Genomic DNA, 12,963 nt, shown 5'->3' on the forward strand with positions numbered 1-12,963 from the left:
GTCGGGGGAGGTGAGCGCCGCGCTGAGCACGGCGATCCGGGACTGGCCGGCGCGCAGGGTGCCGGTCAGTACGGCGCCGGCGGCCGCCAGGTCCACGGCGCCGCCCTGGGTGTAGATCTCGGCGACAGGGCCGGAGGGGACGCGGGTGGTCAGCGCGACGAGCACGCCGCGGGCGACCGCGGCCTCGACGGCGGCGACGACCTCGGGGGTCGCGTTGCCCGCACCCGTCGCTACCAGGACGATTCCCTGGGCGCCCGCCTGGACGGCGGCGTCGAACAGCAGCGGGTCGGCGTCGCAGTGGTGCATGACCATGTCGACGCGGGGGAGGGGCTCGCCGCCGGCCGGAAGGGGAAGCGCCGCCGGGCGATCGGGCCGCCCGTGGACGAGGAGGCGGCCGTCCTTGACGTCCGCGACGGGGTGGCCGGAGGGGTCCGCGAACGCGTCCGCCGCCAGGGTCTGCACCTTGATCGTGCCGCGGGCGGCGTGTATCCGGCCGTCGAAGGCGACCAGGACGCCGTGGCCGCGTACGTCGGCCGAGCTCGCCGCGAGCAGGGCGTCGTGGAGGTTGCGCGGGCCGTCGCCGTCGACGGCCTCGAGCGGGAGCTGGGCGCCGGTGAAGACGACCGGCCGGGGGTCGTCGTGGTGGAGGTCGAGCAGGAAGGCCGACTCCTCCAGGGTGTCCGTGCCGTGGGTGACCACGATGCCGTCGACCTCGGGGTCGGCCAGCACCTCGTGCACGGTTCGCAGGAGGGCGAGCTGATCGCGAGTGGTGAGGCGGGCGCTGTTCACGCTCATCAGATCGACGACCCGTACGGAGACGCCCTCGGGCACCGCGGCCGTGGCCAGGACGTCCCCGCCCCGCGCGTCTGCTGCGAAGCCGGAACCCTGCCAGCGGCTGGCGATCGTTCCGCCGGTGCTGATGACGACGACCTGTCCCACGTGCCCGTCCTTCTCAAGATCGGTACGGCCGTCGACGGGGGCGTGACGACCGGGCAGGGGAACAATAGGACGAATCGCGCGCAATTGGATCGCTAAAAAGAGCGGGGTGACCCGGGAGTCGTGGTGGAAAATTGCGCCGAGTAGAGCGTCAGTAGAAATATCTTGCGCCGGCTCCAGAACGACGGCCGCCTGGCCATCCAGAAGCCCGCCCCGCGCCGGGCTGCCAAAGGAGTCGCCTCACCGCCCGGCGGGCCCCGGGGCGAGGTCGGCTCCTGGGCCGGCGCCATCTCCGTCGTGCCGGCGGTTCTGCCGCCACGTCGCGACGACCTCCTCGACGTCGAAGCGGCCGAGGAGGAGCGGCGGGCCGGGCGGCGGCATCTTCAGGGCCGCGCCGATCTCCTTGTTGATGTCCTCGATGACGCGGCGCGCCTCGGATTCCGAGCGGGCCGCGAGAGCTTCGGCGAGGGCATCCTCGGCCGCCTTGCGCAGGGCGAGCGCCGGCGGGAGGAACGAGACGTGCTCGCGCCGCATCTTCTCCTTGATCCACCAGTCCTCGTCGTACGGACGGCTCACCCCGGCCAGCGGCTTGCCGAAGCCCGGTAGGTCGCTGAACTCGCCTCGCTGCTGTGCCTCGCGGATCTGCTTGTCGACCCACGACTCGAAATCAACCCCGTGGGGTTTGCGCTCGGTCACCGCGTGCTCCTCCCGTTCCCCCCAGCATCCCCCCACCGCGCGCGTACCGGCACCCGAGAGGGGCGCAGCTCCCGTGCGGGTGCTGCGCCCCTGGCGCGTTCTGTGCGTGTGGCGTCTGGATCAGTACGCGGAGTTGACGTTGTCCATGGAGCCGTACTTGTCGGCCGCGTAGTTACAGGACGCGGTGATGTTGGCGACCGGGTCATAAATGTCCCAGGACGTGCCCTCGACGTGATACGCCTTGAACGTCGGGTCGATGATCTGCAGCAGACCCTTCGACGGCACACCGTTCACCGCGTTCACGTCCCAGTCATTGATCGCCTGGGGGTTACCCGTCGACTCACGCATGATGTTGCGCTTGATGCCGTCGTAGGAGGCCGGGATGCCCTTGGCACGCAGGATGTCCAGGGACTCGTTGATCCAGCCGTCCAGGTTGTCCGCGTAGGCCTTCTTCACCGGAGCGGGCTTCGCGGCGGGCTTGGCCGGGGCCGGCTTGGTGGCGGGCTTCATCGGCTTACGGGCCTCGGAACGGCTCGCACGCTCACGGTCGGCCTTCGCCTTCGCGGCGGCATCGGCCTTCGCCTTCGCCTCGGCCTTCACCGCGGCAGCGGCCTTGACCTGCGCCTGACCGGCAGCAGCGTCCGCGGCCTTCGCCAGCTCGGCATCCTGCGTCACACCGAACTCCTGAGCGCTCAGCGACACGGTCTTCACACCGACCGAGTGAGCATCCGCAGCCTGAGCCTGCGGCACCAGGGCGAACGTCAGAGCGGCGGCACCAGCGGCGGTCACCAGACCCGCAGCGGAGAACTTATGAGCCTTGGACAGAGCGGAATAACCGGAGACGGTGGAGCGCATAACGAGCTGAACCCTTCCAATCGCTTACGTCGCAATGGCCGTCAATGGCGCAAAAAGAGCGCCGTTTCTCGGTCGACGGCGCCGTGCGACTCAGCAATTGTTAGCGGCCCGAAAACCCCCTGACAAAGGGTGTGACCTACGAAAAAACCCCGTAGAAGCCCCACCCGAACATCCCGGAATGCCCTATTCGGGACCTTTGGCGCCACGGCCTTTCTTCGTATGTGACGCAGGCCCCATGAGGGGCCTCACAGCCCGGGCCGGGTTCGCTGACGCAAGGTGACGGCCTGTGCGCGCTCTTGATGCGCCGGGGTGGGTGGCCACGCAGACTCGTGCTCATGGAATTCGGTGTGCGGTGGTCGGCCGCGCGGTGGTACGTGATGGTGCCGGTGGTGGCGGTCGGCGTCCTGGCCGCGACCTGGGGGCGTGAGCCGCCGACCGGAGTGATGGCGCTGGTGGGCTGCTGCCTGGCGGGGGCGGTGCTGGCGGCCGTGCACCACGCGGAGGTGATCGCGCACCGGGTGGGCGAACCGTTCGGCTCCCTGGCCCTGGCACTGGCGGTGACCGTCATCGAGGTCGCCCTGATCGTCACCCTCATGGCCGACAGCGGCGGTAAGGGTGCCACGCTGGCGCGTGACACGGTCTTCGCCGCTCTGATGATCACATGCAACGGGATCGTGGGGCTGTCCCTGCTGGTGGGCACGCTCAAGCGGCGTGTCGCCGTGTTCAACGCCGAGGGCACCGGAGCGGCGCTGGCGACGGTGGCGACGCTGGCGGGGCTGAGCCTGGTCCTGCCCACCTTCACCACCAGCACGCCGGGGCCGCGGTTCTCCTCGGCTCAGCTGGTATTCGCCGCGCTGGCCGCGCTGGTGCTCTACGGGCTGTTCGTGGCGACCCAGACCGTGCGGCATCGCAGTTATTTCCTCCCCCTGACCAGCACCGGCGAGGTCGTCGGGGCCGAGGGCCATGTCGAGCCGCCCACGGCGCGCGCCGCGCGTGCCAGTCTCGCGCTGCTGGGATTGGCCCTGGTCGCGGTCGTCGGACTCGCGAAGGTCACATCCCCCACCATCGAGCGCGGTGTGGCCGGTGCCGGTCTGCCCCAGTCGGTGGTGGGGGTCGTGATCGCCCTGCTGGTCCTGCTGCCCGAGACCATCGCCGCCGTGCGGGCGGCTCGGCGCGACCGGATCCAGACGAGCCTCAACCTGGCCCTCGGCTCGGCCATGGCCAGCATCGGCCTGACCATTCCCGCGGTCGCCGTCGCCTCCCTGTGGCTGAAGGGGCCGCTGGTCCTGGGCCTCGGGGCCACGCACACGGTTCTGCTCGCCCTCACGGTCACTGTTGGCACGCTCACCGTGGTGCCGGGTCGTGCGACCCTCCTCCAGAGCGGCGTGCACCTCTCCCTGCTGGCCGCCTACATCGAGCTCGCCCTCAGCCCGTGAGCTGCCCCGTGGCGCGGAATGGGGCGCGGCCGCCGCCCGGGGGCAGAGCGTGGTCGAACCGCCGTATCCCACGGCTCCACTGGAGAGCGCGCGGGACGCTGCGTCAGTCGTTGTGGAGGTGCCGGCGGTCGGTGGCGGTGTGCGGTGTGATGGGGGTTGGGGCGGTCCAGGCGAGGAGCATGCGGAGGGCGTCGTGGGAAGGAGTGCGGGGTTCGGCGGCGTAGGTGATCAGGGCCTGATCGGGGTCGTCCGTGGCGCGCAGGGTCTCGTAGGTGAGGTGGAGGTCGCCGACGAGGGGGTGGTGGAAGCGTTTGGTTCCGGAGGTTTTGTCCTGGACGGGATGTTCCGCCCACCAGCGGCGGAAGTCCTCGCTCTTGACGGACAGTTCGCCGATCAGGCCTGCCAGGTGTGGATCGTCCGGGTACCGGCCGGCTTCCCAGCGGAGATAAGCGACGTTTTCGCGGGCGCAGGCGGTCCAGTCGGCGTAGAGGTCGCGGGAAGCGGGGTTGAGGAAGGTGATGCGGGGGATGTTGCGCTCGGCGGGTGTGAGGGCCGAGTAGTCGCCGAGGAGGGCAGAGGCGGCCGTGTTCCAGGCGAGGACGTCCATGCGTCGGCCCATCACGAGCGCCGGGACGTCCCGTAGTTCGTCGAGCAGTCGCCGGAGCATGGGGCGTACCTGTTGCCGTTCGGGCCGGGACCGGTCGCCGTGCCGGGTGACGGGCCGGGACTGGGCGAGGCGGTGCATGTGCCGGGTCTCGTCCTCGTCCAGGCGCAGAGCGCGGGCGAGGGCGTCGAGGACGGCCGGTGAGGGATTGGCCGCGCGGCCCTGCTCCATGCGGATGTAGTAGTCGACGCTGACCCCGGCGAGCTGGGCGAGCTCCTCGCGGCGCAGTCCGGCGACCCGGCGCCGGCCGCCGAAGTCGGGTAGGGCGACGTCCTGGGGGCGCAACCTGGAGCGGCGGGTCCGTAGGAACGCCCCCAGATCGATCGTTGTGCTCATAGGGTGAATTGTGCCCGGTCGCCTCGGCGGTGAGCCTGGCCCTGCCAGGACTAGGCTCACCGGGCGCGTGCGGCACGATGGCCACCTTGGGCGTTCCACCACAGCGGTCCGGTCGCGATGACCGCCCGGAGAAGGTCAGGCCTGGCGGGTCGGCAGGATGATCGACTGGCGCAGGTTGACGTGCCGGGGACGGCTGACGGTGTAGGAGATGACGTCGGCGATGTCCTCGGAGGTCAGGGCGGGGATCGCGTTGAACATCCCGCCGAGCTGCTCGCGCAGTACCGGGTTGTCGATGTGCCCGCCGAGTTCGGTGTCGGTCAGACCCGGCTCGATGTTGCTGACGCGGACGTCGCGCGGCCCGAGCTCGGTGCGCAAGGCGGCGGACAACTGGGTGACGGCGGCTTTGGTGGCCGCGTAGACGGCGTAGTCGGGGAAGAGGACGTGAGAGGCGATGGAGGAGACGTTGACAAGGTCGGCGGTGCGGCCGTCCGCGGCGGCCGCGGTGAGGTCGGGGGTGAAGGCGCGGATGACGCGCAGGGCACCGGTGAGGTTGGTGTCGATCATGCGGGTCCACTCGTCGATCCGGCCGTCGGCGAGAGGATTGGGCAGCATGACACCGGCGTTGTTGACGACCAGGTCGACCTGGCCGTAGGCCTCGTGGACGGCCTTGACGGCGGCGTCGACCGAGGCCGGGTCGGTGATGTCGGCGGTGACGGCGAGAGCCTGGCCTCCGGCGGCGGCGAGTTCGGCGGCCAGCCCGTCCAGCCGGTCGGTGCGCCGGGCGAGCAGGGCGACGCGGGCGCCGTGGGCGGCGAGGAGGCGGGCGGTGGCCGCGCCGATGCCGCTGGCGGCTCCGGTGACGACGGCGGTGCGCTCGGCGAGGGCGGGGTAGTTCATGGGTGCTCCCGGATCTGCCGCACGGTCCGGCCCCGGCGGGGCCGGACCGGTGCCCGGACCGGGGATGCCCCGGCGGGCTGGGTGCGGTGGCTGACAGGGATCACACTGCGCCCGGCCGGAACGGTGATCCAGAGCTCTGTCTTTCCTGGGAAAGCCAGTACCACCCTGGAGCACCCGGCCGGCCCTGTGCGGCGCGCCGCGGCCGGCACGCTCCGGGTGGTCGCCGTCGGTTCCGCACAGGACGCACCTTCGTCCGGGTCGACGGACCGGGACAGCCCGGCGGCGAAGGACGAGAAGCCGAGCAGGCTTCCCCGCGCCGGGATCCGAGGGCCGACCGCGAGCCGCAGCAGGAACGGCAGTGCTGCGGGCGCCGCCGGGCCCAGCAGCAACATGTGGCTCATGAGGACGTTGACGGCCGGGATCAGCCGGTGTGGGTGGGGCGTGAGTCAGGGAGGGTGCCGGCCGGCCAGAGGGTGTCGGGGAACTGGACGCTGAACGCCAACAGGGGCCCGTTCGTCGGTGCCCAGCGCGGCGGTCACGCGTCGCTTGGTATCCGGGAGCACCGAGGTCCGCCTGCCGTCGGCGTCGTAGAAGAGGCCGGCCGGCGTCGCACGACACTGCCGTTCGGCATCACCCGACGGCACCGCGCCGTTCCCCGGTCCGATGGAGGCGGCGTGTTCCGGGGTGAGGTCGTCGCGGGCGGCGCGCTCTTGGCCTGCTGCCGGGTCAGCCCGCAGTGCCGCAGGCAAAGTCCCAGTTCCTCCGGGCTCCCGTGGGCGGCGATCCAGTCGCAGAAACCCTGCTCAGGAACCTCTCGTCGAACGCGTCGTCTTGTGTGGTGCTCACGTCGGCGAACGCTGTCCAGCGGGCCGGCTCTTCCAACCGGCCGGGTCACGTATGCCCCCGCACTTCCCGATACCGACGCCTGCCTCCGGCGTCTCGTGGTGACCTCGTATGATCACCGGACTCATTCCCCGGCACGAGAGGCAGCCGTCAGTTCCATGGACAGCTCAGCGATCGAGCACGCGCAGCGAGTAGCGGCGCGGGTCACGGCCGAAGCCGGGGGCGAGGCGTGGAACACCCACCACAAGGCCTTGACCTTTTTCCTGGCCGGCGCCCGGTCGGCGATGGAGGAGGAACAGCGCGCCCGGCAGTTGACCGACTGGAGGGAGCGGCTCGTCGCCTGTCTCGCGGCGGACGCCTACGCCGAGGTCGCCGAACTGCAGGACCAACTCCAGGGCTGGATCCTGACGGAGCTCGGGCGTCGTGACGGCTCCGTAGGCGGGCTGCTGGCGCATTACCCCCTGCCCAGGCCGCCGCGCGAACCGCGTTCGGTCTTCCCCATGCCGGCATCGGACGTCTACGGTGACGGCCCCGAGTTCTACTTCGCCGATGTCTTCGCCTTCGTCACCGACTACCTGGCGATCACCCTTCGCCGTCCCTTGGACGGTACGTCCGCCACCTGGTGCCCGCGCTGGTGGGAGCACCCCGAAGCGGGCGCCCGGTTGTCCGCTCTCTGGCTGGCCTGGGAGCACCTGCGTCACGATTCCGGGCTCGGCATGACCACATGGTGGCTCCAGCACGCCGATCCGCACCTGCGAGTCCTGATGGACCCCCGGCAGGGCCCGTTCGCCGCCTGCTCGCCCTCGAAGGGGCATACCCAGACCCCCTTCGAACCGCTCCCGGTGGACCCGTACGACCCCTCCTAGCGCTGTGACGGGGAAGGTTCGCCGGTTGCTGCCGGGCCAAGCCGCAGGGACCGACACTCGCCGGTGCTCCGGCGGAGTCCCCTGTCGTCGCATCACCCGTCGTCGTGAGGCAGTCTCCCCACGCTCGCCCGGTCGACGGAGACGTACAGGCCGCTGCCGGTGACCACCCGGCACTGCTCGCCTTCCTCTTCCTCCCGGAGGACGACCACGGGTGTCCCAGCGGCCAGGACCCCGTCGGGTTGCGGATGCGGCTCGGCCCGGTCGAACCAGTACGGCTGGTCCTGTTCAAGGACGTGGCTGAACCGGTTGGGCGCGGGACGTACGACATTGTCACGGGGGACGAGCGCCTCGGCTCCCAGGACGGTGACGTCCGGCCGCGAAACCACGTACTGTTCCCGTTGCCCTTCCTCCGGCGCGGCCCCGCGCCCGGTCTTCGCATGACGCTTCCGCTCACGGCTCATCGGCCGGTTTCCCTCATGCCGCGGTGACCAGGCTGTCCGAGGGCAGCACGGTCGGAATGGTGGGCAGCACGATGCCGACGTCGATGGGGGCGATATGCGTCCGCAGTGTGCCCTCCTCGGCGAGGTCCAGGAGACTGGGCAGGCTGTAGTCGTCGGCGGCCTCCAGGTCCACCACGTAGCCGAGGTCTTTCATGGCCGCCACGGTCAGACGGCTCAGCGGATTGGGTGCCTCCTTGACGAATCCGGTCATCAGCTCGTTGGCGAACAGCTTCTCCCTCCAGTGCGCGTCGCGTGTGCCCGGCTGCCCCTCGTTCTCCACCGGTACCGGCTTCGGCAGGTCCGCACCCCTCAACTTCCTGTATTCCTCCTGGGCGTTCTGGCCACGGAAGACGGGATTATCGCCGCCGACGCCCTGGACCAGCCCCTTCTTCAGCGCGGGTGAAGTGATGAGGCCGATGACGTGCCCCATTTCGTGGGTGATCACATCCACCAGTGTCCCCTTGGCCTGCATACTGGCCAGATCATCCTTGTCGAAGGACATGATGCCCGTCGCGGGAAGGAATTCCCCGGGCCCGTTGGCCGGTCTGAGCAGCCCCGGTCCCGCCTGCCCCAGGATGATTCCCGGTCCGTCGATGGTCGTGCCCTCGGCCCGGATCAAGAGGTCGTCGATGACCCTGCCGTTGACACTCACGTCCGGCAGGTCTCCTACGATGACCTTGGCCCAGCGGTCCGCCGCGGTGGTGAACGCGGCCTTCTGGGCCTGGTTCAGACCGCCGAGGAATTCCACCTCGATCGTGTATGGGGACGTGGTCGAGGCGAGTTCGCGAGCACGCGCCTCGTCGGCTCTTGCATAGTAAGTTTCGTATTCAGCCATGATTTCCCTCCTCCACGGAAGGGTCTCTGCGGTTGCGGTTGCGGTTGCGGTTGCGGCCGCACCAGAGCGTCATACGAGACGTCCTGCAGGAGCCGGCCGTGCGGGGAGTTGTCCATGGGGTTCGGCTATGTGTGCTTCATGCAGCGAGGGCAAGCTCTGCACAGGCCCCGGCACCTCGCGCGCATCGGCTCCATGCTGCGTCGTCCCGTGCCGGCACGGCTGCCTTCGGCGCCGCCCGAGCAGCGGTCGGCTCGCCGCCCAGTACTCACTACGCTACGCTTCCCCGCCCACGTATCAACCCGGGAGAGGCCCGGAATCCAGGTGGCCGGTGACCGGCCCGCAGCCTCCGCACGGGACTGCCCCATGCGCCGGCCGGCTCCGCGCAGGGAGGCGCCGCTACGGCGACACCGTGTCACGACTGCCCGCGGATGTGCTGATCGCGAAGGAACTGCAACACCCAGGCAGCACCCGCCTCGTGTCCTTCCTCGTTTCGGTGACGCAGCCAGGTCACGGCCGGCCCCGGGGGAACGCTACGTGCGCTACCTCAGGCAGTCGAACGTCCGTCGTCGCACGCCAGCGCGGTCGAGCCCTCGGTTCAGGAGGGATTCGGCCCCGAGTGGTCAGTCATGCGCGGCGATCAGGGGCCGCGAGCTGACGACGTTGTCCTCGGCATCGAGCCACACGTGCTGTCCCGCCTTGTCGATAGTCAGGCCGAAGTTGCCGAACCCCGGTCGTCCCTGCTCAGTCCACCACGTGTGGGCGGCCTCGATCTCGTCCCACAGCCGTCGGTGACCGTATTGGTAAACAGTGAACCTGGCCCCATTGTCACGGAACAGCACGCAGGCCCAGGAACGGTCGTTGAGGCTGAGGAGCCACACCGGGCGGGCACCGTTTTCCACCAGCCCCTTGGTGTGGATGACGGCAGGCACGCACAGGCCCAGAGCGAACTGGTTGGCGTCCCACAGCGTCGTGCCGAACACCTCGTCGTGGGGCAGGGCGGTGTGAGACTTTTGGGCGCCCTCTTTGGCGTCGGCGGTGACGTACGTGTCGTAGTCGCCGACGGTGAGACGCTGTGCCCGAGCCCTGGTACTGGCGCCGTCGTCCCACTGCGTGATGATCGCCATGTCGGAGCAGGCGTACCGGTTCCAGCTCTCAAAGTCAGCGGATCGGTCCACCGTCACGTGCTCCTCGCTCGCCTGGTCGTACGGCCACATCACCGAGGGCAGGAACCGCTTCCGTGGCGTATCCGCGAACGCAGTCACCCAGTCGGGTGTCATCGATCCCTTCGTCAGGAGCTGGCGGCCTAGCGTCTCCCAGCTAGGCCGCCCAGCCTCCTCAGGGCGCTCAAGGTTCACTTGCGGTGCTGCCCATCACCTTGGGGAGGCGCCCCGTCCGGGGTCGGCGGTTCCTTGGGCGGCTCGTACTTCTGCCCGGGCAGCATGTCGTCCTTGTCGTCATCGTCCTTGTTCCGCTTACCCATGTGGCTGCGCCTCCTTGTGCGGGTCGGAGCGGTGACGACAAGACGGTAGTGCTGGACGTGGCGTTTGCAGGCGGTGTTTGCTCATAACGGCCGGGAGGCGATGACAAGCCCACCGCCGTCCAGCGCCACGGCCTGGTGCCCGCGTCGATCCTCCGGCGTTGGTGACCTCGATCCAGCAGGCGCCTCGCACGGCGATCGCGACGCTCACACCCGGTAGAACGCCCTCCCGTTGTTGCGCAGGACCGCGTCCAGGTGCTCTCCGGCCGCCTCTGCGACGAGGTCGATGTCGGAGTCGGTGAAGTGACGTGGGGCCCGGGTCGAGGGGAGGTCCGTCCCCACCATGAGGGCCGTCGGGTCGGCGTTCAGCACGGCGCGGATCGCGGCGGGGACATCGAGGCCGACGCGGCCGAAGCCGGTCGCCTTCACCCGTACCCCGTGCTCGACCAGCGCCAGCAGATGGGGGAGGCCCTCGGCGCTCAGGCCCAGGTGGTCAATGCTCACGGCGGGGAGCGAGGCCAGGGTTCCGGCGAGGTCGGGCAGGTCGCGGGAGTCGACGTAGAGCTCGGTGTGCATGCCGGCCACGTCGTGGACGCGACGGGCCAGAGTGCCGAGGTGCGCGACGGCCGCGGAACCGCCGCGGCGCAGATTGAACCGCACCGCCCGCACACCCCGCCCGGCGAGTGCCGCGATCGCCTCGTCGGGCAGGTCGTGCGGGATCTGAGTCACGCCCACGAAGCCTGGACCGAGCCTGGAGAGCGCGTCGAGCAGACAGCCCTGGTCAAAGCGTTGGAACGACCCTGAGACGACCGCGCCGCCGACGACGCCCAGCGCGGCGACGCGGTCCCGGTACTGCTCGGCGGTGAACTCCTCGGGCATGAAGCCGTCGTTCTCGAACAGCGGGAAGCGGTGGTCGATCACATGGAAATGGGCGTCGAAGAAGTGCCGGTTCGTCATGGACGGACATTCTGCGGTGCCGGTGCCCCGGCCGCCCGGCCGCATGACCAGGGCCTGTCTGATGGGTCGGTGACGAACCGAGACGAGAACTCGTTGGCCACAGTCAACAGCCCTCGTATACGCGTGATGTGATCTCGTTTCGGTCGTCGGGTTGCAGCGCGCACCACCCTGGCAGGGGTTCGCCGCATGCAGCAGGGGACGTTCGGCCGCGGGCACCGGTCCCCGAGGCCGGGATCGGGGTAGGGACGCGGAGGGCCCCGCACGGAACCGGGAGGCCGGGGGTTCACGTGCGGGGCCGCGCTCACGGGGTGGGGGCTGTCAGACTTGGGTCAGGGTGTACGTACCCGTGCCGTCCTGCCTGCCGCTGGAGTACTGGCGGATGAGTTCCCCGTCCGCGTAACGGTCGTGGCCCATCATGGAGCCGGTGTACTTGTTCTGAAGACCGATCTTCGTGCTGCCGGGTACGTCGCGGTAGATGTAGAACCGCTGGAGGTCGTCCTCCCCGCAGGTGGCCGTTGTCAGGTAGGCCTGCTCCTGGTTGGCGATGTTCGCCGGGATGGTCGCGCATCCGCCGTTGCCCCAGTTCCACAGGGACGCCTCGATGACCCCGTTGCGCTCCGTCACGTTGCACAGCCGCCAGTTGTCCAGGTGGGCGCTGAAGAATGTGGATTCGCGCAGGCGGATGCCGTCGTTGGCCAGGAGCGGTGCGCTCCAGTTCAGGGGCTTGCCGGGGACGTCGATCTTGTAGACGGCGGGTTGGCAGTTCAGGGCGGCGCGCGTAGCAGGCTTAGCGGCTTGGGTGGTCTTCATGCTCTGGGCGGCCTTGGCGGCTGTTGCGGCGTTGTCGGCGTCGTGCTTGGCCTGGTCGGCCTTGGTCGAGGGGACGGGACCTGCCGGGTGCTTCGCGGTGGCGGCGGGGGAGCCGCAGTCCAACAGGCCCTTGGCCTTGGCCATGATGCTGTTGGCGGGGACCTTGTCCTCGCAGCGCACCGCGCCTTCTTCGAGGGTGGTGTAGGTGGTGTAGCTGCCGGTGTCGGGTCCCTCGGTCCACTTCAGGCCGCCCGCATCCGAGCGGTTGCAGTTGAGGCTGCCGTAGGTGCCGGTGACCTTCTTCGTTCCCTCGTACAGTCCGTAGTAGCCGGGCTGGCGGAAGTTCCACGAGATCGACTGGGAGGTGCTGGATGTGTGGGTGTAGTTGACCTGGACGTTCAGGCCCAGGCTTGCGCCGACGGAGCCGAGGGCCTCGACGGCGAAGCTGCCCTGAACGGTGCCGTTGAGGCCGACGGAGACGGAGATGGTCTCCGTGGTGTTCGTGTTGACGCTCTGGGTGCCGGTCGAGCCTTCGGTGACGTACCAGCCTTTGAAGTGCGTGATGGTGGGGGCGACTTCGGCGCTCTTGATGATCGGGTGGCGGGTACCGAGATCGGCTGCGGTACAGGTCTGGCCGGGCTGGACCGTCTGCCCGGCGGCGGCCGGGGTGGCGGCCAGGCCCACGGCCGCCGTCGCGGTGGCTATGAGCGCTCCGAGCCCTCTGCCCAGGCGGGTTCTTGTGCGGCGCATCGTCGTTTCCCCCTGTGTGTGGTCTGTGAGGCGAGTGAGAGTGAAAATAGCGCCGCCGAGGACGACAGGTCTATACCACAACTGGCCAAAAAGAATCAAGAACTG

Annotated in this window: 13 protein-coding genes; 2 read left to right on the top strand and 11 right to left on the bottom strand. The window is 69.6% G+C overall.

Annotated elements, in window-relative coordinates; all coding sequences use genetic code 11:
• The 3 genes from J1792_RS33215 to J1792_RS33225 form a co-directional block, all read right to left on the bottom strand.
• Positions 1–939, bottom strand: a 939-nt coding sequence (locus J1792_RS33215; protein ID WP_207248945.1) for an asparaginase, incomplete at its 3' end; no start/stop codon positions are given.
• 237 nt (positions 940–1,176) lie between these two features.
• Entirely contained in the window at positions 1,177–1,632 is a 456-nt protein-coding gene (locus J1792_RS33220; protein ID WP_086566186.1) for a DnaJ family domain-containing protein, read from the bottom strand.
• 120 nt (positions 1,633–1,752) lie between these two features.
• Entirely contained in the window at positions 1,753–2,487 is a 735-nt protein-coding gene (locus J1792_RS33225; RefSeq protein ID WP_207248946.1) for a transglycosylase SLT domain-containing protein, read from the bottom strand.
• 335 nt (positions 2,488–2,822) lie between these two features.
• Here J1792_RS33225 and J1792_RS33230 point away from each other — a divergent pair, with 335 nt between their 5' ends.
• Complete coding sequence (locus J1792_RS33230; protein WP_086566198.1) at positions 2,823–3,923, top strand: calcium:cation antiporter; 1,101 nt, start codon at positions 2,823–2,825, stop codon at positions 3,921–3,923.
• Between the two features lie 103 nt (positions 3,924–4,026).
• Here the strand turns inward: J1792_RS33230 and J1792_RS33235 are convergent, their stop codons facing one another.
• Positions 4,027–4,923, bottom strand: coding sequence for a helix-turn-helix transcriptional regulator (locus J1792_RS33235; protein WP_086566184.1), 897 nt, complete (start codon positions 4,921–4,923; stop codon positions 4,027–4,029).
• A 135-nt stretch (positions 4,924–5,058) separates the two neighbouring features.
• Positions 5,059–5,820 carry an SDR family oxidoreductase gene (locus tag J1792_RS33240; RefSeq protein ID WP_086566183.1) on the bottom strand — a complete coding sequence of 254 codons (762 nt, stop codon included), beginning with the start codon at positions 5,818–5,820 and terminating at the stop codon, positions 5,059–5,061.
• 1,001 nt (positions 5,821–6,821) lie between these two features.
• On the opposite strand from J1792_RS33240, the gene J1792_RS34910 reads away from it, so the two are divergent.
• Positions 6,822–7,529 (top strand): DUF4913 domain-containing protein, encoded by a 708-nt coding sequence (locus J1792_RS34910; RefSeq protein WP_242647050.1) that lies wholly within the window; start codon positions 6,822–6,824, stop codon positions 7,527–7,529.
• A 92-nt stretch (positions 7,530–7,621) separates the two neighbouring features.
• Here the strand turns inward: J1792_RS34910 and J1792_RS33250 are convergent, their stop codons facing one another.
• The 6 genes from J1792_RS33250 to J1792_RS33270 all read right to left on the bottom strand — a co-directional run bounded on the left by J1792_RS33250 (position 7,622) and on the right by J1792_RS33270 (position 12,858).
• Positions 7,622–7,915 carry a hypothetical protein gene (locus J1792_RS33250; protein WP_143587542.1) on the bottom strand — a complete coding sequence of 98 codons (294 nt, stop codon included), beginning with the start codon at positions 7,913–7,915 and terminating at the stop codon, positions 7,622–7,624.
• Between the two features lie 88 nt (positions 7,916–8,003).
• Positions 8,004–8,864, bottom strand: coding sequence for a leishmanolysin-related zinc metalloendopeptidase (locus J1792_RS33255; RefSeq protein ID WP_207248948.1), 861 nt, complete (start codon positions 8,862–8,864; stop codon positions 8,004–8,006).
• Between the two features lie 620 nt (positions 8,865–9,484).
• The gene (locus J1792_RS33260) at positions 9,485–10,141 is read right to left on the bottom strand and encodes a hypothetical protein (RefSeq protein WP_207248949.1); all 657 of its coding nucleotides are present in this window, start codon (positions 10,139–10,141) and stop codon (positions 9,485–9,487) included.
• Positions 10,142–10,215: 74 nt separating this feature from the next.
• Positions 10,216–10,344, bottom strand: a complete 129-nt coding sequence (locus J1792_RS35240; RefSeq protein ID WP_278186479.1) for a hypothetical protein — start codon at positions 10,342–10,344, stop codon at positions 10,216–10,218.
• Positions 10,345–10,548: 204 nt separating this feature from the next.
• Positions 10,549–11,298 (bottom strand): amidohydrolase family protein, encoded by a 750-nt coding sequence (locus J1792_RS33265; RefSeq protein WP_086566180.1) that lies wholly within the window; start codon positions 11,296–11,298, stop codon positions 10,549–10,551.
• A 318-nt stretch (positions 11,299–11,616) separates the two neighbouring features.
• Entirely contained in the window at positions 11,617–12,858 is a 1,242-nt protein-coding gene (locus J1792_RS33270) for a hypothetical protein (protein ID WP_207248950.1), read from the bottom strand.
• Positions 12,859–12,963 lie beyond the last annotated feature (105 nt).

The sequence above is a fragment of the Streptomyces triculaminicus genome (genome assembly GCF_017349075.1).
Taxonomy (GTDB): Bacteria; Actinomycetota; Actinomycetes; order Streptomycetales; family Streptomycetaceae; genus Streptomyces; species Streptomyces triculaminicus.